Consider the following 20,943-nt stretch of genomic DNA (forward strand, 5'->3'; position numbering starts at 1 on the left):
AACCCGACTGCCGCATTTTGCATCCTACCGCCACATCACGTGGCTCTCATTTTGAGGGCCAACGGGCGCTCACTCCAAGCTTTGCGCCAACGCCAGCAAAATCGGGAAACCGTACGGATGAACCGTACGGCTTGATAAGACAATCCGTACGGTCTTACGTGCCGGTCGGGTGAAAGGGCGCACTCCGGCGCTCCAACCACAAGCCCTTGTTGTCAGGCACCGTGAACCCCATACCGAACCGTACAACCAGCCACCGCAAACCGTACGAAACAGCCGAATTACCCGGTATAGACCAGCCTTTCAGCGATCTTTTCGTGCAATTCCGCACCCGCGCCGACCACACCGGCAGTCTGTGGCACGACGTTGTTAAATCGCAACGCCTCACCCTTCCGGTCCGTTACTGTTGCCCCGGCTTCGGACAGGATCAACGCCCCTGCCGCAATGTCCCATTCCCAGCTTGGACGGAACGTCAACATCGCATCATAGCGCCCTTGTGCCACCAGACACAGCCGATAGGCCAGCGAGGGTCGATGCGACCGGGCGAAGTCCGGCACGGCGTCGCGCCAGTGTATCTGGTCCATGTTCGGCTTGGTCGCCAAAACCCGAGCAGCGTGAATATCACTGATATCAGAAACACTTAGCGGATCTCCGTTGCAGAACGCACCCTGCGTCCTGCCAGCGGAATACATCAAATCCATTTCGGGAAGGTAAACGACACCCTGCGTGACGACGCCCTGATTGACGACCGCCAGCGAATGTGCCCAAGTGCTTTCGCCTTTGACAAAACTGCGTGTTCCGTCGATCGGATCGACAATGAACACCCTGTCCCGGTCCAGCCGATCCGGCGTGTCGCGGGTTTCTTCGCTCAGCCAGCCATACCCGGGCCGCGCCGCGGTCAACGCCTCGCGTAGTGCCCGATCCACGGCGTAATCGGCTTGTGTGACTGGCCCCGCGTCGTCAGGTTTATGCTCTACTTCCAAGCCCTTAGCCTTGTGGTAAAGGGCGATCTCACCGGCGTGACGCGCAGCGTCGATCAAAAGGTCAAGATCACTCTCCGGCAAGCGTCAGACCTTCCACCAGCAATGACGGGACCACCCGGCTCAGCCAAGGGCGTGCATCATTGGCCGGTGTGATTTTCTTGAGCATTTCTATGAGGTTACCTGCAATGGTCACACCGCTTACGGGATAGGCCACTTCGCCATTCTCGACCCAGAATCCAGCCGCACCCCGCGAATAGTCACCGGTATTGGGGTTGATGGTGGAGCCGATCATCGAGGTCACAACCAGCCCTGTCCCCATCTCTTTGATCAAACCGGCGCGGTCAGTAACCCCTTGGGAAAGCGCGACATTCGACACGCTGGGCGACGGCCCGCCCGTTGTTCCACGCGCGGCGCCGGCGGTGGATTCCAGCCCCAGCTTACGCGCGGTCGCCAGATCAAGCGTCCAACCCGTCAAAACCCCGTCCTTGACGATGTCCCGCTTTTGCGTCGCCAATCCTTCAGCATCGAATGGGCGCGACCCGCCGACCCGCACGCGATTTGGGTCTTCGGTCAGGCTAAGCCCTTGTGGCAGAACCTCTTTTCCTAGCAAATCCAATGCCCAAGACGACCGTCGCGCAATCGCAGCGCCATTGGTCGCCATCAGAAAATGTCCGATCAGCGACGATGAAATACGTTCATCGAACAACACCGGATACGCGCCGGTTTTGGGCTTGCGCGGATTCATCCGTTCCAGCGTGCGTTCCGCCGCCGTTCGTCCGATCTCGGCAGGCGACCTCAGATCGTTTTGGAAAATCCGCTGATCCCCGTCATAGTCCCGCTCCATCCCGGTGCCGGTGCCCGCAATCGCCACGCAGGATGTGGACCGTGATGAGCGTTGGTAGCCGCCAGAAAAGCCATTGCTTGCAGCAAGATAGACCTCTTGCGACCCGTACCCGGCGGACGAAGCCGATACTTGCGTGATGCCGTCCAGATCCAGTGCCGCAGCCTCCGCATCGCGCGCATCCTGCTCCAGCTCGGCAGGTGAAGGCTCTGGGGTCGGATCGTAAAGCTCAAGCCAGTCCGACGCCCGGTTCTGTGCCAGCTGGCTCGGATCAGCCAAGCCCACATACGGATCTTCCGGAGCTTCCCGTGCCATGGCCACGGCACGCTCTGCCATGATCGCAAGACTGTCCGCCCGCACATCCGAGGAAGATACGTTGGCAACCCGCTGACCAACGAAAACACGCAGACCGATATCGGTTGCTTCCGACCGCTCTGCCTGTTCCAGAACACCGTTGCGCACGTCGATGGACATCGAATTGCCCCGTACAGCCAGCACATCGGCTGCATCGGCCCCAGCCTCTTTGGCGCGCTGCAACAGGCTTTGCGTCAGGTCATCAAACGTGTCTGTCATGGGGCCTCCGGTGCCAATGGTCGTGCCGCAGAGAGGTAGAGCGGCGCGCGTGTCACCGCAACCCTGCTAGCGGCCTAGCGGGGCAACCACACCCACAATCGGCCCCAGCCAACGCCCGAAGTCCGATCGGTTCAGCTGCGGCGCATGTAGACGCGAGACGCTGCCATCAAGGAATAACGCGTTCGGCACGCCAAGGTCATCGCGGAAGATGCGGCCGAATTCATGAAACGTAACTGATTGATCGGATATAACAAAAACCACGCGAACCCCATCTTCCGAAGTGCCGACCCCATTGCGGATATAGCGCGATGTGCTGTCCTTCAGAAATCTTGGGTGCAATTCCCCGTCGATGACCAGCATCGGGCCGGACTGCGTGGCAAAACGGCAGTCGGGGCGCGCCGCGTCATAGGTCAGCGTTTCGATCACGTCGGCGCGGTCGTTCTGAATGCAGAACACACCATTCGGCAGCAGCCCGAAATTGCCCGGCCCCGCGTTGGGGATGACGCGCATGATCTCTTGACCGTCCTCAATGTAATGCCCAACTGGCGCGCGGTCATTGTGATACATCCCGCCATTCATGCCAAAGATCAGCGTTTTGCCTTCGTTGGCCAAGGCGCCATCAATGGTCGAGAACTGTCCGTATTTTTCACCCGAAGGCGCGTCAAGAAACAGCCGCAACTCGTCCACCCGTGGGTCGACCTCACAGGCCGTATAGGCGAGCCCGTCAAAGCTGCGCTCCGAACAGGTCACCTCGGCCTGTGCCGAAAGTCCGCCGATCGCAATCAGCGCAATTGTAACGAAGGCTGTCTTAGCTTTCGATGTCACGGCGCACATCGTCCTGTTCGAACATGCGGCGGGTATCGTCCATGCGGTCGAACGTATCGTCCAGCTTGAACCGCAATTCCGGAGAGAACTTCAAGGTGAGGTTCTTGGCGACCACACGACGCAGTTCGCTGCGATTGCGATTGAGAAGCTCGAGGACATCTTCCTGTCCCTTCCCGCCAAGAGGCACGACATAGGCCGTGGCCATGCGCAGGTCTGGCGACGTACGCACTTCGCCCACTGTGATGGAGTATCGGTTCAGGTCGGGATCGTGAATGTCACCGCGAGTCAGCACATCGGACAATGTGCGGCGGATCAGTTCGCCCACACGCAGCTGACGCTGGCTGGGTCCCTCAGAGCTGTGAGATCGGTTTTTTGCCATATCCGGCACATAAGCCGTCTGGCGGCCTTTGCCAAGCAGGGGGGCAGCCGCTATTGAGGCGGAAATCCACTTGCGGAGAGTGTCATGAGCGAAGAAATCGGAGTCGTCGTCACCGGAGTGTCCGGGCGGATGGGGCAGATGCTGGTGAACGAGATCGCCAAACACCCCCGGATGCACCTTGCCGGTGCTGTTGAACGTGCGGGTCACGACTGGGTGGGCAAGGATGTAGGCACCGCGATGGGTGGCGCTGCGATGGGCGTCATCGTTGCGGACGACCCGCTTGAATGTTTCGCGCGCGCACAGGCGGTAATCGATTTTACCGCACCTGCGGCAACGGTCGCATTTGCCGAATTGGCCGCACAGGCTCGGGCGGTGCATGTGATCGGCACCACCGGTTTGTCCGAGGATGATCTGACCAAGATCAAGGCCGCAGCGCGTCATGCCGTCGTGGTCCGTGCGGGCAACATGAGCCTTGGTGTGAATTTGCTGACCGTGCTGACCCGCAAGGTCGCAGCAGCCTTGGACGAAGACTATGACATCGAAGTGATCGAATATCATCACAACCAAAAGGTCGATGCGCCATCTGGCACTGCTCTGATGCTGGGTGAAGCGGCCGCTGAAGGGCGCGGTGTCGATCTGCGTGATGTGTCCGACAGTGGGCGCGATGGCATCACCGGGGCGCGCAAGCGGGGCGATATCGGTTTCAGCGCCATTCGCGGCGGCGACATCGTCGGCGAACACGACGTGCTTTTCGCGGCGGCAGGCGAACGCATTACCTTGCGGCACGTTGCCAGTGACCGCGCGCTTTTCGCTCGCGGTGCTTTGAAAGCAGCGTTGTGGGGGCAGGACAAAGCACCGGGCGAGTATGATATGCTTGACGTGTTGGGGCTGTCTGACGACTGATCACGCGTGCGTTACGGGAACTTCTTGATCCATTCGTGCATTTCTAGCGTATCTTTATGTAAAAGATATGCCCGGAGGATTTCATGTCGAACCGTTTTGCCATCGCCATTGCTGCTGCCGTGACATTCGCTGTGCCTCAAATTGCATTGGCCGAACTGAAACGTGTCGAGAACAAATCCGAATTTATGTCTCTGGTGCAAGGCAAGACGCTGTCGCGCCCCTTGGTGCGGTTGAATGTGTCGCCTGACGGCAAGATCACCGGGCGTGGCGCCACATGGGATGTCACAGGGTCGTGGGATTGGAAGAACGGGTTCTTCTGTCGTGACCTGAATTGGGGGGGCGATGAACTTGGCTATAATTGCCAAGCGGTGCTTGCCAACGGGTCAGAGGTGCGGTTCATCGCTGATCAGGGCGCAGGCCAAGCTGCGGATTTCCGTCTGCGCTGATACTTAGAAGTCGATCGCGAGACCGCCCTTTTCCCAATCTCCGTAGCGCACAGGCTCAGGCCCGTCACGTCCGCCCAATTCTTTTGGCATAGGCTGGTCTGCGGCCGCTTTCTTGCGGCGCTCTTCTGCTTCGGCCAAAGCGCGTTGGGCGGCAGGGGGCAGGTCTTTGGGTGTGTCAGTGCTCATCGCGGTCTTCCATATCGCTTGCCTTTGATATACGCGCCTTCCGGTCCGGGACAACCCCGGCCCGCCACAGGATCGTTACGTGCCCGCACCCGCTTCTCCCCGCCTTGTCGCTCTTGATGGGCTAAGCCAGATTGTCGGCGAAGGCCGAATGTTGTCGGATGTCATCAGCGATCCGGTCTGGCAAGAGCTGAGCCCACCGGAACGGGCGACAGCGCAACGTCTGATTTCGGAAACGCTGCGATACCTGGGACGCGCTGATCACCTGCTGACATCGAACCTGCAACGCCAGCCACCTCTGCGAGTGATGAACCTGCTGCGTATGGCGACGGTCGAATTCATGACAGGCGGTGCAGCGCATGGCGTTGTGAACGAGGCGGTAAAGCTTGCCGGTCGCAATAAGAAAACCGCACCGATGAAGGGGCTGGTCAACGCGGTTCTGCGCAAGATCACGGTGCTTGATGCGACCGAATGGGACAAAGCACCGGATACCATGTTGCCGAAATGGCTGCGACCCAAGCTGGCAAAGGCATGGAGCAAACCTGTCGTGGCGCAAATCGAACGCGCCCATGCGGTGCCGCCGCCTGTGGATGTGTCGGTCAAATCCGACGCTGCAGACTGGGCGGAAAAGCTGGGTGGCACGCTTCTTCCGACGGGGTCGGTTCGGATTGCTGCTCGGGGGCAAGTGTCGGCGCTTGTGGGGTTCGATACCGGTGACTGGTGGGTGCAAGATGCGGCTGCCGCCTTGCCGGTTCAGCTGCTGGGGGACGTCAGCGGAAAGCGGGTCTTGGATATTTGCGCCGCGCCCGGTGGGAAAACAATGCAGCTTGCCGCCAAAGGTGCGGAGGTGACTGCGCTTGATATTTCCGAAGCCCGCATGGCGCGGCTGACCGAAAACCTTGCGCGTACCAAGCTGGCTGCCAAGACTGTGGTTGCTGATGCGCTGTCCTATGAGGATGGACCCTTCGATGCGATCCTGTTGGACGCGCCGTGTTCGGCAACCGGCACGATCCGGCGGCATCCCGACCTGCCTTATGTCAAAACCCTGACGGGGATCGACGATCTGGTCAAACTTCAACGCGCTTTGCTGACCCGCGCTCTGGGTCAGATCGCCCCGCATGGAAGATTGGTCTTTTGCACGTGCAGCTTGCTGCGCGAAGAGGGGGAGGACCAGATCAAATGGCTTCTGTCCCAGAATGACGATATCGAAATCATACCGCCTCATGCCCCTAGTCTCGACCCTGCGTGGATCAGTCCTGAAGGCGGCGTGCGTCTGCGCCCAGATTATTGGGCGGACATGGGCGGAATGGACGGTTTCTACATGGCGATTTTGCAGCGCAAAGGCAAAGCATCGCCCGCGTGACAATTGCACCGTGACTCGATTCATTCGCGCGGCTATGGTGTCGGCATAAGAACGCTTGCGTAAACGCAAGACAGAGGCAGAGCTGATGTTCCGACTGGACGCCGCAAAACGGGCGCAGGCCCGGGTTTTGAACCGTGTTCATGCACGGCTGTCCACGCGTGCCAAGCCCGCAACTGCGTTTGTCGCCCAGCCTGAACCAAGAACCGTCGGATCTTATGCGCGGGGACGGCAATTGACAGCGGGAAACCTGCTTTTTGCCGGACATCTGGTCGAAGCGCCTGGCGCGATCCTGTGGGACATCGCGCCACCGGACGATGTGTTTCTTGAAGAAATTCACGGATTTGTGTGGCTTGACGACATGGCCAGCGTTGGTGATGCAGCTACTCGAAAGACCGCGCAAAGCTGGCTGTTTGAATGGATCGCGCGATACGGCAACGGCTCCGGTCCCGGATGGACCCCAGAATTGGCCGGGCGCCGGGTCATTCGCTGGCTGCATCACGCGATCTTTGTACTAGGCGGTTGTACCCCGGAACAGTCGCGCGCGTTCTTTCGGTCGATTGCGCAGCAGACGATCTTTCTCAATCGCCGGTGGCACAGCTCTACGCCCGGCTTGCCTCGGTTCGAGGCGCTTACCGGATTGATCAGCGCCGGACTTTCGCTGCAAGGCATGGAGGCGCAGGCTGACCCTGCGATCAAGGCGCTGGGACAGGAATGTGCCCGTCAGATCGATGATGCGGGTGGTATACCGACGCGCAATCCCGAAGAATTGCTTGAGGTGTGCACGCTGTTGATCTGGGCGCGCGACGTGCTCGAGGATACCGCGCGGTCGCCGGAATTGTCGCATATTCAAGCCATCACACGGATAGTGCCGACCTTGCGCGTACTGAGACATGCTGACGGTGGGCTCGCCCGCTTTCACGGCGGTGGACGCGGCGTCGAAGGGCGTCTGGACACGGCATTGGCAGCAGCCAACACAAAGGCACAGGCGCCCAAAGGCCTTGCAATGGGCTATGCACGGCTTTCGGCAGGACGCACCACCATGGTGATTGACGCGTCTGCCCCGCCGGGAGGACAGGCAAGCTTCAATGCCCATGCGTCGACCCTTGCATTCGAATTAACCTCAGGGCGTCGCCCGCTGATTGTGAATTGCGGATCGGGATCGACTTTTGGCGAAGATTGGCGCCGGGCCGGGCGGGCAACGCCGTCCCATTCCACATTGTGCCTCGATGGGTTTTCTAGCTCTCGGCTTGGCAGCACCTCGCGCGTTGGCACGATCGAGCGGGAATTGCTGGACGACATCCCGAAAGACGTTCCGATCGAGATGTCCCGTGCGATGGATGGTGTGCGGTTCGAAGGCGGGCATGATGGCTATCTCAAGACCCACGGTTTGACCCATGCGCGTATTCTCGAATTGACCTTCGATGGGCGCGGTGTGGTAGGCGAGGACTTGTTGATCGCGTTGGAGGGTCCCGGCAAAGCCCGGTTTGATCAAAAGCTTGAAGACAGCCGCCTTGCAGGCATCCCCTTTGACATCCGGTTTCATCTTCATCCCGAAGTCGACACTGCCATCGACATGAACGGAACTGCCGTCAGCATGGCACTGCGCAGCGGCGAGATTTGGGTATTTCGCTTTGAAGGGCGCTGCGATCTTGCGCTTGAACCGTCTGTTTATCTTGAAAAAGGCCGGTTGCGGCCCCGCGCGACCAAACAGATCGTTTTATCTGCCCGCGCAATGGAGTATGCGACCCGCGTTCGCTGGTCGCTGGCGAAGGCTCAGGAAACCGCAATTGCGGTGCGGGACTTTGTTCAGGACGATGCGACAGAGCTGCTGAACTGAACATCTGGGACCTATCGCTGTCATGACCAATCTCGCCCCCCTTCGCCGCGCGCTTCTGTCCGTTTCGGACAAGACCGGACTTGTTGACCTTGCCAAGGCGCTGGATGCGCGCGGCGTCGAGCTATTGTCCACGGGTGGATCGGCCAAGACGTTGCGCGACGCGGGTGTACCGGTCAAGGACGTGGCCGAGGTGACGGGCTTTCCCGAAATGATGGACGGCCGGGTCAAGACGCTGCACCCGATGGTGCATGGTGGCTTGCTGGCGCTTCGCGACAATGACGCCCACGTAGGGGCGATGACCGAGCACGGCATTGGCCCGATCGACCTTTTGGTGGTGAACCTTTACCCGTTCGAGGAAACCGTCGCCAAAGGTGCCGATTATGACACCTGCATCGAAAACATCGACATCGGCGGCCCCGCGATGATCCGCGCTGCGGCCAAGAACCATGCTTTCGTGACCACTGTTGTAGATGTCGAGGATTACGACGCTTTGCTGGCCGAACTGGATGCGAACGAGGGTCAGACCACGTTGGCCTTTCGTCAGCGTCACGCCCAGATCGCTTACGCGCGCACCGGCACCTATGATGCTGCGGTCAGTTCATGGATGGCGGGTGCCATCGGTGAAGAGACCCCGCGCCGCCGTGTGTTTGCCGGAACGCTCGCGCAGCCGCTGCGCTATGGTGAGAACCCGCATCAGGGCGCGTCGTTCTACCACGATGGCTCGGCCCGTCCGGGGGTTGCCACAGCGATTCAGCTGCAGGGCAAGGAACTGAGCTACAACAACATCAATGACACCGATGCGGCATTTGAACTGGTGTCGGAATTCCTGCCGCGTGACGGCTTTGCCTGCGCGATCATCAAGCACGCCAACCCGTGCGGTGTGGCAACAGGCCGGACGCTGAAAGAGGCGTATCAAAAGGCGTTTGACTGCGACCGTACTTCAGCTTTTGGCGGGATCGTCGCGTTGAATTCTACCCTCGACGGTGAGACCGCCGAAGCGATTGCCGAGATCTTCACAGAAGTGGTCATCGCCCCCGGGGCGCACCAGGATGCCAAGGATGTGTTCGCCAAGAAAAAGAACCTGCGTTTGCTGACAGCGCCGGGTTTGGCCAACACCGCAGAGCCGGGAACGGCGTGGAAACAGGTGTCGGGCGGTATCCTTGTGCAGAACCGTGACAACGGTCGGATCAATCTGGATGACCTCAAGGTCGTGACCAAGATCGCGCCGACAGACGAGCAGATGCGTGACCTGCTTTTCGCCTGGACCGTTGCAAAACACGTGAAATCGAATGCCATCGTCTACGTCAAGGACGGCGCGACCGTGGGTGTCGGCGCGGGTCAGATGAGCCGACTGGACAGCGCCCTGATCGCCGCCAAGAAGGCCGAACGCATGGCTGAGGCGCTGGGCCTGCCGGAACCACTGACCAAAGGCAGCGCGGTGGCGTCCGACGCGTTCTTCCCGTTCGCCGATGGCTTGCTCGAAGCGGCAGCGGCTGGCGCGTCTTGCGTTATTCAGCCAGGCGGATCAATGCGCGACGACGAAGTGATCAAAGCGGCTGACGAGGCCGGTCTGGCAATGGTGCTGACGGGGATGCGCCACTTCCGGCACTGAATTTGACCATCCGGTAAAATTCCGGAGCAGGGCAAAGGAGACAACATGCGTCTGGTGGCGATTGTCGCGGCAGCGATCTTTCTTCTGGATCAACTGACCAAATGGCTGGTGGTACATGTGATGGATCTGGCCCGCGTCGGCGCTATCGACGTGTTTCCGCCTTACTTGAATTTTCGCATGGCGTGGAACACAGGCATAAATTTTGGCCTGTTGTCCGGACAGGCGGATTGGACGCGCTGGGTACTGATTTCGGTCGCAATGGGAATAGTCCTCTTCGTGCTGGTGTGGATGCGCCGTGATCCGCCGGGGCGTATAGGGCTGGTCTTTGCGGGGCTGCTGATCGGTGGAGCGCTGGGCAATGTGGTGGACAGGGTCCTTTATGGCGCTGTTGCAGATTTCTTGAACATGTCCTGTTGCGGCTTTACCAATCCTTATGCCTTTAATGTCGCGGACATTTCTGTGTTTATTGGGGCGATTGGGCTCGCGCTGTTCTCGGGTGGGAAAAACGCCTCGTGACGAGTGCGGCTTCATGCGTTAAAGCAGGGTTGAGGCGAAAACGGAGGCGGGCAGACAACATGATGCCGCGCGCATTGATCATACTGGCACTGGTGGCGTTGACCGCTTGCGGATCTCGTCAGGACACGTCGGATCGGGATACCAATCTGCGCCAATTGCGCAATCCGGGTGGAACTCCCGAGGAATTCTCGATTGTGCCTCCGAAACCACTGGAAGCGCCACTTAGCCTGACCGAATTGCCGACACCGACTCCGGGTGGCACAAACCGAACCGATCAGACGCCGCTGAAAGACGCGGTCGCTGTATTGGGCGGTGCGCCGTCACGACTGGATGTGGGGTCGGGTATTGGTGCCGGGGATCAGGCGATCGTCGCAAGCGCATCCCGGTTTGGTCGTGCACCGGATATTCGGGAACAGCTTGCCGCCGAAGATCAGGCGTTCCGGGAGCGTCGTCGCCTCTTCAACTGGCGTTTGGTTCCTGAAGATACCTATAACCGCGTCTACCGCGGGCAGGCGCTTGACCCATATGGCACTCTTGAAGCTGCGCGACGGGCTGGTGTTCTGACGCCATCTGCTCCGCCGGAACGCTGACAGACGTTCTCCCGCGCAATCGGGAACCGCTCACGAAACTGTTGAAGCGCTTGAAGTTGGCCGTACGCAACGTACGTTACTTCCAAACGGAGGAGAATTGCCGATGCGTCGCCTGATAGCCCTTGCGGGGGCGTGCGTTCTTGCTGCTGCGCCTTTGCGCGCCGATACGATCGAAGATCAGGTTACCACGTTCCAGCTTGAAAACGGGATGGATGTCGTGGTGATCGAAGACCACCGCGCGCCCGCCGTGGTGCACATGGTCTGGTATCGTGCTGGGTCGGCGGACGAACAGCCCGGCGTTTCCGGTGTTGCGCATTTCCTTGAGCATCTGCTTTTTAAAGGGACCGAGAAACTGGCCCCGGGCGAATTCAGCGAGACTGTCAAAGCCAATGGCGGCACCGACAACGCGTTTACCAGCTTTGACTACACTGCGTATTTCCAACGCATTGCGGCCGACCGACTTGGGCTGATGATGGAGATGGAAGCCGACCGGATGAAAAATATCCAGCTCGACCGCGAGGATATCCTGACCGAGCGTGACGTGATCATTGAAGAGCGGAACCAGCGGGTCGAAAACGATCCCGGATCGCTTTTCCGCGAACAGCGTATGGCGGCGCAGTATCTCAATCACCCCTACGGCACACCGATTATTGGCTGGCGCCACGAGATGGTGAACCTCGATCTGGATGATGCGCTGGCCTATTACCGCCAGTTCTATTCGCCAAACAACGCCGTACTGGTCGTGGCAGGAGATGTTTTGCCCGACGACGTTTTAGCGCTGGCGCAAGAACATTACGGTCCGATCCCGCGCAACGAGGCACTGCCAGAACGGGTCCGCCCGTCCGAACCGCCGCAGATGGCCGAGCGCCGGATATCCTTTAGCGATCCACGGGTGGCGCAGCCCTATGTGATGCGCACCTATCTGGCACCAGAACGGGATTCCGGCGATCAGCGGACGGCGGCGGCGCTGACTTTGCTGGCCGAAGTGCTGGGTGGGTCGCAAACGTCGGTCCTGCCTCAGAAGCTGCAGTTCGAGGAAAAGCGCGCTGTCTATGCAGGGGCTTTCTACAGCGGGCTTTCTCTGGACGACACGACCTTTGGTGTGGTCAATGTGCCCGCGCAGGGTGTGACGCTGGAAGAGGCCGAAGCTGACATGGACCGCGTCATCGCGGACTTCATGGAAACCGGCGTCGACCCTGCTCAGCTTGACCGGATCAAGTTTCAACTGCGCGCGTCACAGGTTTACGAGTTGGATAGCTCCAATTCGCTTGCCAACCGCTACGGCGCTGCGCTGACCTCTGGTTTGACTGTCGAGGATGTGCACGAGTGGCCACGTATCCTGCAATCCATCACACCAGAGGACATCCTCACCGCCGCGCAGGAGGTGTTCGACCGTAAAAATGCCGTGACCGGGTTTCTCCGCACGGCCGAGGAGGTGACGCAATGAAGGTCTTTGGATCGCTGATCGCATTCATGTTGCTGGTTGCTGCCCCACTCCGCGCAGAGATCGACATCGCTGAAGTCACCAGTCCCGGTGGCGTCACAGCCTGGTTGGTGCAGGAAGAGTCGATCCCCTTTGTCGCACTCGAACTGCGATTTAAGGGTGGAGCGTCGCTTGATCTGCCGGGCAAGCGCGGCGCAACGAACCTGATGGTTGGGTTGCTCGAAGAGGGTGCTGGCGATCTTGATTCGCGTGCGTTCTCTGAACGTGCGGAATCGCTGGCGGCCAGTTTCGACTTTGACATCGGAGATGACGCGGTGTCGATTTCGGCCCGTTTTCTGGTCGAAAATCAGGACGAGGCTTTGGCGCTTCTGCGCGATGCCATCACTCAGCCACGGTTTGATCAGGATGCGATCGACCGGGTGAAAGCTCAAATTGTTTCGGTGGTCCGGTCTGACGCGCAGGACCCTGACAACCTTGTTGGGGTTGCGTTCGACACCATGGTCTTTGGTGACCATCCCTATGGCTCCGCAATCGAAGGCACGGAAGACAGCATTGCCGCTTTGACGCGAGACGACCTGATCGAGGCGCATAAGGGGGCCTTGGCCCGTGACCGAGTTTATGTCGGAGCGGCGGGTGACATCTCGGCGGAAGAACTGGCGGTGGTGTTGGACAAGCTGCTGGTCGATCTGCCCGAAACCGGCACACTACAGGCCGCGGCAGTCGACGTGTCCACAGAGGCTGGTGTCACTGTTGTGCCATTCGATGTCCCGCAATCGGTTGCGATCTTCGGGCATGAGGGCATTGCGCGGGACGACCCGGACTTCTTTCCGGCGTTTGTGCTGAACGAAATTCTTGGTGGTGGCGGGTTTGAGGCGCGGCTCATGGAAGAGGTCCGCGAAAAGCGTGGTCTGACCTATGGTGTCTACAGCTACCTTGTACCCAAAGATCATGCGTCGCTGTATCTCGGCCGCGTGTCGAGCGCCAATGACCGTATCGCCGAAGCGATAAAGGTGATCCGCGATGAATGGTCCAAGATGGCCGAGACCGGAGTAACCGAGGAAGAGCTTGAGGTTGCCAAGACCTATCTTACGGGGGCGTATCCGCTACGCTTTGATGGAAACGGGCCTATCGCGAACATCCTTGTCGGAATGCAGATGGATGATTTGCCAGTGGATTACGTCAACACGCGGAATGCCAAGATCGAAGCTATCACGCTTGACGATATCAAAAGGGTTGCCGCGCGTGTGCTCAAACCTGAGGCGCTGCATTTTGTGGTTGTTGGACAGCCCGAGGGGCTCGATTCCTGAATTTTACCACTTGGTAAAAACGGAAAGGCCGCGCTCTCAAGGCGCGGCCTTTTTGGTTCTGACTAGGTCAATCGCAGTAATCTGCTCAGTTCAGCAGTCCGGCATGGCGCAGGCCGTTGTCGATCAGGTCGCGCGTTGGCTGTGATACCGGGAACAGCGGTGCGCGCATCTCTTCGTCACACAGGCCCAGACGGCTCATGGCGTATTTCGCACCACACAGCCCCGGTTCGACAAAGATACTGTGATGCAGCGGCATAAGCCGGTCCTGAATCTCGAGAGCGGTGAGGTAGTCGCCGGCCAGCGTCGCCTCTTGCATCTGCGAACACAGCGCCGGGGCCACGTTCGCTGTGACCGAGATACAGCCAATACCGCCCTGCGCGTTGAAACCGTGCGCTGTGGCATCTTCGCCCGACAGTTGGACAAAGTCCTTGCCGCAGGTCAGGCGTTGGGCGCAGACACGGGCCAGATCTCCGGTGGCATCCTTGACGCCAATGATGCGTGGCAGTTTCGCCAATTCGCCCATCGTTTTGGGCAGCATGTCGACAACCGACCGACCGGGAATGTTGTAGATGATGATCGGCAGCTCGCAGCTGTCATGCAGCATGGTAAAGTGCCGGATCAGCCCGTCCTGTGTCGGCTTGTTGTAGTAAGGCGTGACCACAAGGCCTGCCTGTGCGCCTGCCTTTTCGGCATGTTTCAAAAACCGGATCGCCTCGTCAGTGTTGTTCGAACCCGCACCGGCAATTACCGGGATGCGCCCGGCGGCGGCTTTGACCACGAAGGTCACGACTTCTTCGTGTTCCTCATGAGTCAGGGTCGGGCTTTCACCTGTGGTGCCGACGGGGACAAGCCCGTGGCTGCCCTGAACGACATGCCAATCCACGAGTTGTTTGAGCGTGTCAAAATCCACTGCACCGTTTTTGAACGGTGTGACCAGTGCAGGCATCGACCCTTTGAACATCGTCACGCTCCTTTTTCGTGTGTGGCGCTTGCGCCGTTGCACCCGTCCCGCGAATGTGAGTTGCAGGTCGCGGGGTGCGGGTTATCCTTTAGCGAGCCGTCTATCCTGTTTCATCGGAGAAAATGCAAGCCATGTTTCGGCGTATCGCGATCCTGACGGTGGTTCTTCTGTCGCTACCACTTGGCCTTCTCGCGCAGGGAAATCCCCGGCCACTGGAACGGGCAATTGACCTTATGCGCGACGGCAACTGGGCCGCAGCCCAGATCGAAGCCCGTGGTGACGGGCAGGCGGCGCTGGATGTGATCCTGTGGCACTATCTGCGCGCCGGGCTTGGATCGCCGCGCGAGGTGCAGGATTTTCTGTCACGCAATGCCGATTGGCCGGGCCTGCCGTTTCTCAAGGAAAAGAGCGAAGGTGCCATGGCGTCGGCACCTGCCGATGCGATCCGCGGGTTCTATGCCGATCATATTCCTGAAACTGGAGCGGGTGCTTTGTCGTTGGCGCGGGCTTTGTTAACGGCTGATGATCGCGCTGGGGCCGAATCCGTGGTTCTGCGGGCGTGGACAAGTCTGACGCTCACATCAGATGAGCATGACGCCTTTCTTGCGAGTTACGGCGATTTGCTCAAGCCGCAACACGTGGCTCGTCTCGATGCGATGCTTTGGCGGGGCAGTGCTGGAAACGCACGTGCGATGTTACCTCTTGTGGATGAGGATTGGCGTGCGCTGGCCGAAGCGCGCATGGCCCTGCGTGAAGACGCCTCTGGGGTCGACACCCTGATCGACGCAGTGCCCGCCGCGTTGAGCGCAGATGCCGGGCTGGCCTATGAACGGTTTGCATGGCGTGTGCGCAAGGGTCGGACAAATGATGCAGTAGAACTGCTGCTGGAGCGGTCCGCGTCGCGCGCAGCCTTGGGGCGGCCGGACATCTGGGCGCGACAGCGAGATGATCTTGTTCGCCGTCTCATGTGGGACAAGCAGTATCAGACGGCGTACGACATGGCTGCGGGTCATCATCTGGAGGAAGGGTCTGCTTTTGCGGATCTGGAGTGGCTGGCCGGGTACTTGTCTTTGCGGTTCCTCGACAGGCCCGAGCGTGCAGCCCAGCATTTCCGCGATTTGCGCGGCGGAGTGGAATCTCCGATTTCGCTGGGCCGTGCCGGGTATTGGCTGGGCCGAGCGTTGGAGGCGGCTGGGGATGCAACGGGCGCAGCACAGGCCTATGCGTTTGGGGCGCAATACCAGACATCATTCTATGGCTTGTTGGCTGCCGAGGCGGGTGGTTTGCCGCCGGATCCTCTTTTGGCAGGCACCGAAGTGTTCCCGGATTGGCGCGACGCGCCCTTCACGCAATCCTCTGTGTTCAGCGCTGCAATCCTGCTGCTCGATGCCGAGGAAAAGGTACTGGCGGAACGCTTCCTCACACATCTGGCCGAGTCGCTTGACCGGACACAGATTGGGCAGATGGGACAAATGCTGGAGGATCTGGGCCTGCCGCATGTGCAGGTGATGCTGGGCAAGCGGGCGGCGCAATATGGGCACGAGGTTCATGCGCCTTACTACGCTTTGCATCCGCTTGCGCAGGTTGAGCATCCAGTGCCGACCGAGCTTGTTCTGTCGATTGCGCGGCGCGAATCCGAATTCGATCCGGGTGTGATTTCGCCGGTGGGCGCGCGGGGGCTCATGCAGGTGATGCCGCGCACGGCGCAAGAGGTCGCCGGGTGGCTGGACGTCGAATATTCGGAAGGCAAGCTTTTGACCGACCCGGTCTACAACGCGGTGCTTGGGGCGACCTATCTTGAACGCCTCGCACAACAGTTCAGCGGCAATGCGGTGATGATTGCGGCGGGCTACAACGCCGGGCCAAGCCGCCCTGAGCGTTGGATGGTGGAGCGAGGCGATCCACGGCGTGGTGAGATGGATATCATCGATTGGATCGAGCACATCCCCTTTACCGAAACCCGCAACTACGTGATGCGCGTCACCGAAAGTCTACCGATATACCGTGCCCGGCTTGGGCTTGACCCACATCCGGTGCCGTTTTCGGAAGAGCTGAAGGGATCAACCCTTTTGCCGCTGACGCCAGAGGGTGAATAGGCCCGCGCCCACAATCAGGCTTGCCCCGAAGACAACGTTGGGGCGGATCGCTTCTCCAAAAACCATGATTCCAAGGCTCGCTGCGAAGGGCAGTTGCAGGTAGGCAAAGGGTTGGACGGCGCTGGCTTCGGCCACGTCGTAGCATTTGATCAGCAGGTAATGCCCGGTTGCGCCGGTCACGCAGAGCAGCGCCATCATCGCCCAGTCCGTCGAAGTCATCGGTTCCCAGAACCAGATGCCGATCAACGTCATGAACACCGCGCCCACGGTGCCCGTCCAGAAAAAGCTGGTGGCGGCGCTGTCTTTGCGAGCGGCGTAGCGGGTGAGAAGGCCGTACAGGGCAAACATCAGCGCGGAAACCGCCGGGATGATAGCGAGTGGAGAGAACACACCGAAGCCGGGTTGCAGAATGATCAGGATACCGATGAACCCGACTCCAATCGCCGCCCAACGCCGCCAGCCCACCTGTTCGCCAAGGATCGGGCCGGACAGGGCCGCGATGAGAAGCGGGTAGCAGGCGAAGATCGCATGGCTTTCCACAAGGCCCAGATAGGTGAAGCCAAGCACCATGACGCAGATCTCGGCCGCAAGCAGCAATCCGCGAAACCCTTGGAGGAGCGGTTGCGTCGTGGCTGCCGCAGCCCGAAGGCCTCCTGCCCTGCGACTGGCGACGAACATGACGAAGGCGGCGAAAAACCAGTAACGGATCATCACCACCATCAGCACGTTGTATTCGCTGGCCAGATGTTGGGATAATCCGTCCTGCATGGCGAAGACAAATGTGGTCGCCACCATGAGCCAGATGCCCAAGCGGTTGTTGGTCTCGGTCATGTCAGTAGGCTTTCCGTGCGATGGTCATGTGCCGCTTGCGGCCAAAGCCGGGAACACGGGTGGTGGTCAGGCCTGCCGCACCCAACGCGCGGCGGACATGGCCAGCAGCGGTGTAGGTTGCGGCGGTGCCATTGGCAGCAGTTTTTTGGGACACCAGAGACAGGAGTTCTGGTTCCCACAGTTCCGGGTTTTTGGCAGGGGCAAAGCCGTCGAGAAACCAGGCATCGGCTGGGGTTGGCATGTTGTTCAGGGTCTTGCGCGCGTCGCCTTCGACAAGAGTGAACTGCAGGTCAGGCAAGGTAAACCTGCGTGCGCCGTTTGCCCAATAAGGGGCAAGTTCGTTGGCGATCGGGGCAAGGTCGGGGAAAGCCTGTTGCGCGCGGATCATGTCGTCTGGTTGCATGGGGAATGCCTCGAAACTGGTGAAATGAAGCGTACCTTTCTGCTCGCTGGACCGCCAGAGATCGAGCGTGGCCAAGAGGTTCAGGCCTGTGCCGAATCCCAGTTCAGCGATGTGAAACCCGTCCCTGAACCGCGTGGGCAGGTCATTGCCCGTCAGAAACACGTAGCGCGTCTCCTCCAGTCCGTTGTCGAGCGAAAAATAGGGATCATCGAACCGGCGAGAGACAGGAACATCCCCATCGCGCCAGTCGAGCGGTTCCGTCTGGAGTTTCATGATGACATACCTTAGCGACAGCTGGAGCTTGGCGAGGAGAGACCGGAATGGCAATGCCCGAAATCACGGTGCGCGGGGCAGGGATCTTTGGCCTAAGCATCGCGTGGGTTCTGACGCAGCGCGGCGCGCGCGTTCAGGTGGTCGACCCTTGTGGCGCCGGAGCAGGATCAAGCGGGGGCTTGGTCGGGGCTTTGGCGCCGCATGTGCCGGAAAACTGGAACGACAAGAAGGCGTTTCAGTTGGAAAGCTTGCTTATGGCCGAGGCGTTCTGGGCTGACGTGCTGTCGGTCGGTGGCGTTGATCCAGGGTATGGACGCACGGGGCGATTGCAGCCCATTGCCGATGATCAAGCCTTGGCGTTGGCTCGGGCACGCTGTGATGGCGCGCGCGACTTGTGGCAGGGGCGGGCTGTCTGGGAAGTGATTTCAGTCGAAGATGCCGGGGTGTTTGCGCCGCTCTCGCCCTGGGGGTTCGTGATCCGGGACACGCTTACGGGCAGAATGCATCCAAGACAGGCGTGCGCGGCTTTGGTTGCTGCGTTGCGGGCGCGCGGTGTCGTGGTTGCGTCGGATGCGCCGGATCGGGGCGCTGTGATTTGGGCAACTGGTTGGCGGGGCTTGCTGGGGCTGTCGGAAGAGATCGGCAAATCGGTAGGGGCAGGGATCAAAGGGCAATCCGCTGCCTTAGGATACGATGCGGGGCCTGTGCCGCAGGTCTTTGTCGATGGTTTGCATATCATTCCGCACGCGAATGGGACGGTGGCCATTGGATCGACCAGCGAGCGGGAGTTCGACAGTCCGGATGGTTTGGATGCGCAATGCGACGATCTGATCGCCCGTGCTGTTGCTGCGATGCCGATACTTGCAGATGCGCCGGTGGTGGATCGCTGGGCTGGGGTGCGCCCGCGTGCCCGATCACGTGCGCCGATGCTGGGCGCATGGCCAGGGCGCGAGGGTCACTTTATCGCCAATGGCGGTTTCAAGATCGGCTTTGGTATGGCGCCAAAAGTGGCGGACGTGATGGCGGATCTGGTGCTTGATGGGCGCGACAGCATTCCAGACGGGTTCCGTGTCGAGGCCTCTATGTGACGGGCGTCGCCTCTATGGCCTTGGCAATCTCGGCGACGCCGGGGTCAATACGGGCCTGCGCGATCGAACTGTAGGCAAGGCGGTAGTAATTGCGCGGTGGGGATTCTCCGGCAAAAAAGGCGGTGCCGGGTTCGATCAGAACACCAACCTTGCTCAGACGCTTGGCAAGGTCTTCGCAATCGACATGTTCTGGTGCCTGCATCCAAAAGCTTGAACCGCCGTATGTCCCTTTGCCCGCGATTGTCAGCCCGTATTTGCCGATTGCGTGTTCCATTATCACGCGCCGGTCGTTCAACGCTTTGCCGGTGCGGCGGATCAGGCTGTCATAATGTCCGAGGCTCAGGAAATAGGCGGTGGTGCGCTGTGTCAGGCCGGGAGGATGGCGCAGGATTGCGGCGCGAAGCGCGCGCACCTCGCGGATGAACGGGGCAGAGCCGACAAGATAGCCAAGACGGAGACCGGGAAAGAGCGACTTTGAAAAGCTGCCGACATAGATCACCCGCCCGTCTTCATCGAGGCTTTTCAAAGCGGGCATCGGTGATTTGAGATAGGCCATCTCGAATTCGTAGTCATCCTCGACGATCAACGCATCCAATGCACGTGCACGGTTCAGCAGGGCCTGCCGCCGGGCAAGTGGCATCGTGTATGAAGTTGGGCATTGATGGCTTGGCGTTGTGAAGATCACATCGGTGTTTTCTGGGATCTGGTCAGGTGGCAATCCGTCCTCATCCACATCCAACGCACTCAGGTGGCAGCGCGAGTGAGTCAGCACGCCTCGCAAAGCTGGGTAACAGGGGTTTTCGATCACGGCATGTCGCCGTTGATTGAGCAAGACCTGTGACGTCATCCATAGCGCATTTTGCGCGCCCATCGTGATCAGCACCTCGTCCGGTTTCGCCGCAATCCCCCGTCTGGGAAGGGTGTGGCGCAAGATGAACTCGACCAATTGCGGGTCGTCCTGATCGTAATAATCACGCGTCAGTGCGGCAAAGTCTTTGGCCCCGAGCGCCTGTAACGCACAAAGCCGCCAGTTCGCGTGGTCGAATAATTGCGGATCGGTTTGGCCGTACAGAAACGGATAGCGGTACTGCGCCCAATCTTGTGGTTTAACCAAAGCCACTGCGCCGGTGAATTTTTGACCCAGCGCGCGGGACCAGTCGACGGTGTCTTCCCGTTTCGGCGTATTTTCGAATTGCGGCGGCTCGGGCGCATCGTCAGAGACATAATACCCGGATCGGCCACGCGAGGTCAGGTAGTCGTTGGCCAAAAGCTCTGTGTACGCCAAAGTGACGGTGATCCGACTGACACCGAGATGATGCGCGAGTTTGCGGCTGGACGGCAGCTTTTCGCCCCGGCGAAACCGGCCTGACAGAATGCCCTCGGCCACCGTCTGTTGGATGCGGGCTTGCAGCGTGCCTTTGGTGTCGGGCTTGAGGAAAAAGTTTTCGACCGGGATTGCCATCCGTCGAGCGTAGATTGGACTTATGCGCTT

General features: G+C 59.9%; 20 protein-coding genes. 11 read left to right on the forward strand and 9 right to left on the reverse strand.

The genetic code is table 11. The features are described from left to right. Nucleotides 1–278: 278 nt before the first annotated feature. The 4 genes from MCRY_RS01995 to rbfA all read right to left on the reverse strand — a co-directional run bounded on the left by MCRY_RS01995 (nt 279) and on the right by rbfA (nt 3,598). On the reverse strand, nt 279–1,061 hold the full coding sequence (locus MCRY_RS01995; protein WP_085627807.1) for a 3'(2'),5'-bisphosphate nucleotidase CysQ: 783 nt from the start codon (nt 1,059–1,061) through the stop codon (nt 279–281). After that, the gene (locus MCRY_RS02000) at nt 1,048–2,394 is read right to left on the reverse strand and encodes a TldD/PmbA family protein (RefSeq protein ID WP_085627808.1); all 1,347 of its coding nucleotides are present in this window, start codon (nt 2,392–2,394) and stop codon (nt 1,048–1,050) included. The genes MCRY_RS01995 and MCRY_RS02000 overlap by 14 nt, the downstream gene beginning before the upstream one ends. 66 nt (nt 2,395–2,460) lie before the next feature. Further along, nucleotides 2,461–3,219, reverse strand: a complete 759-nt coding sequence (locus tag MCRY_RS02005; protein WP_409643455.1) for a phosphodiester glycosidase family protein — start codon at nt 3,217–3,219, stop codon at nt 2,461–2,463. Further along, nucleotides 3,203–3,598 carry a 30S ribosome-binding factor RbfA gene (gene rbfA, locus MCRY_RS02010; RefSeq protein ID WP_085627810.1) on the reverse strand — a complete coding sequence of 132 codons (396 nt, stop codon included), beginning with the start codon at nt 3,596–3,598 and terminating at the stop codon, nt 3,203–3,205. The genes MCRY_RS02005 and rbfA overlap by 17 nt, the downstream gene beginning before the upstream one ends. A gap of 84 nt (nt 3,599–3,682) precedes the next feature. Here rbfA and dapB point away from each other — a divergent pair, with 84 nt between their 5' ends. Next, a complete protein-coding gene (dapB, locus tag MCRY_RS02015) occupies nt 3,683–4,501 on the forward strand; it encodes a 4-hydroxy-tetrahydrodipicolinate reductase (RefSeq protein ID WP_085627811.1) in 819 nt (272 codons plus the stop codon). Between the two features lie 83 nt (nt 4,502–4,584). Next, complete coding sequence (locus MCRY_RS02020) at nt 4,585–4,947, forward strand: dihydrodipicolinate reductase (protein WP_085627812.1); 363 nt, start codon at nt 4,585–4,587, stop codon at nt 4,945–4,947. A 3-nt stretch (nt 4,948–4,950) separates the two neighbouring features. Here MCRY_RS02020 and MCRY_RS02025 read toward each other — a convergent pair whose 3' ends face one another. Then, complete coding sequence (locus tag MCRY_RS02025; RefSeq protein ID WP_085627813.1) at nt 4,951–5,133, reverse strand: DUF1674 domain-containing protein; 183 nt, start codon at nt 5,131–5,133, stop codon at nt 4,951–4,953. A gap of 79 nt (nt 5,134–5,212) precedes the next feature. Here MCRY_RS02025 and MCRY_RS02030 point away from each other — a divergent pair, with 79 nt between their 5' ends. The 7 genes from MCRY_RS02030 to MCRY_RS02060 all read left to right on the forward strand — a co-directional run bounded on the left by MCRY_RS02030 (nt 5,213) and on the right by MCRY_RS02060 (nt 13,799). Beyond that, a complete protein-coding gene (locus MCRY_RS02030; protein WP_085627814.1) occupies nt 5,213–6,493 on the forward strand; it encodes an RsmB/NOP family class I SAM-dependent RNA methyltransferase in 1,281 nt (426 codons plus the stop codon). Between the two features lie 85 nt (nt 6,494–6,578). Beyond that, on the forward strand, nt 6,579–8,330 hold the full coding sequence (locus tag MCRY_RS02035) for a heparinase II/III family protein (RefSeq protein WP_085627815.1): 1,752 nt from the start codon (nt 6,579–6,581) through the stop codon (nt 8,328–8,330). 22 nt (nt 8,331–8,352) lie between these two features. Next, nucleotides 8,353–9,942 carry a bifunctional phosphoribosylaminoimidazolecarboxamide formyltransferase/IMP cyclohydrolase gene (purH, locus tag MCRY_RS02040; RefSeq protein WP_085627816.1) on the forward strand — a complete coding sequence of 530 codons (1,590 nt, stop codon included), beginning with the start codon at nt 8,353–8,355 and terminating at the stop codon, nt 9,940–9,942. A gap of 45 nt (nt 9,943–9,987) precedes the next feature. Further along, nucleotides 9,988–10,458 carry a signal peptidase II gene (lspA, locus tag MCRY_RS02045; RefSeq protein ID WP_085627817.1) on the forward strand — a complete coding sequence of 157 codons (471 nt, stop codon included), beginning with the start codon at nt 9,988–9,990 and terminating at the stop codon, nt 10,456–10,458. 59 nt (nt 10,459–10,517) lie between these two features. Then, nucleotides 10,518–11,048, forward strand: a complete 531-nt coding sequence (locus MCRY_RS02050) for a DUF3035 domain-containing protein (protein WP_085627818.1) — start codon at nt 10,518–10,520, stop codon at nt 11,046–11,048. 103 nt (nt 11,049–11,151) lie between these two features. Beyond that, complete coding sequence (locus MCRY_RS02055; protein ID WP_085627819.1) at nt 11,152–12,495, forward strand: M16 family metallopeptidase; 1,344 nt, start codon at nt 11,152–11,154, stop codon at nt 12,493–12,495. After that, nucleotides 12,492–13,799, forward strand: coding sequence for a M16 family metallopeptidase (locus MCRY_RS02060; RefSeq protein ID WP_085627820.1), 1,308 nt, complete (start codon nt 12,492–12,494; stop codon nt 13,797–13,799). The genes MCRY_RS02055 and MCRY_RS02060 overlap by 4 nt, the downstream gene beginning before the upstream one ends. An 85-nt stretch (nt 13,800–13,884) precedes the next feature. On the opposite strand, the gene dapA is transcribed toward MCRY_RS02060, so the two are convergent. Then, entirely contained in the window at nt 13,885–14,760 is an 876-nt protein-coding gene (dapA, locus tag MCRY_RS02065) for a 4-hydroxy-tetrahydrodipicolinate synthase (protein WP_085627821.1), read from the reverse strand. A gap of 131 nt (nt 14,761–14,891) precedes the next feature. Here dapA and MCRY_RS02070 point away from each other — a divergent pair, with 131 nt between their 5' ends. Further along, a complete protein-coding gene (locus MCRY_RS02070; RefSeq protein WP_085627822.1) occupies nt 14,892–16,856 on the forward strand; it encodes a lytic transglycosylase domain-containing protein in 1,965 nt (654 codons plus the stop codon). Here MCRY_RS02070 and MCRY_RS02075 read toward each other — a convergent pair. Further along, entirely contained in the window at nt 16,821–17,687 is an 867-nt protein-coding gene (locus tag MCRY_RS02075; protein WP_085627823.1) for a DMT family transporter, read from the reverse strand. The two genes, MCRY_RS02070 and MCRY_RS02075, sit on opposite strands and share 36 nt — an antisense overlap. 1 nt (nt 17,688) lies before the next feature. After that, nucleotides 17,689–18,363, reverse strand: a complete 675-nt coding sequence (gene mnmC2, locus MCRY_RS02080) for a tRNA (5-methylaminomethyl-2-thiouridine)(34)-methyltransferase MnmC2 (RefSeq protein ID WP_085627824.1) — start codon at nt 18,361–18,363, stop codon at nt 17,689–17,691. A gap of 47 nt (nt 18,364–18,410) precedes the next feature. On the opposite strand from mnmC2, the gene MCRY_RS02085 reads away from it, so the two are divergent. Next, nucleotides 18,411–19,451: an NAD(P)/FAD-dependent oxidoreductase gene (locus tag MCRY_RS02085; RefSeq protein WP_085627825.1), complete on the forward strand. Its 1,041-nt coding sequence runs from the start codon at nt 18,411–18,413 to the stop codon at nt 19,449–19,451. Here MCRY_RS02085 and pdxR read toward each other — a convergent pair. Next, nucleotides 19,444–20,913 (reverse strand): MocR-like pyridoxine biosynthesis transcription factor PdxR, encoded by a 1,470-nt coding sequence (gene pdxR / locus MCRY_RS02090; RefSeq protein WP_085627826.1) that lies wholly within the window; start codon nt 20,911–20,913, stop codon nt 19,444–19,446. The genes MCRY_RS02085 and pdxR overlap by 8 nt on opposite strands. Nucleotides 20,914–20,943 lie beyond the last annotated feature (30 nt).

This window comes from Marivita cryptomonadis, assembly GCF_002115725.1.
GTDB lineage: Bacteria > Pseudomonadota > Alphaproteobacteria > Rhodobacterales > Rhodobacteraceae > Marivita > Marivita cryptomonadis.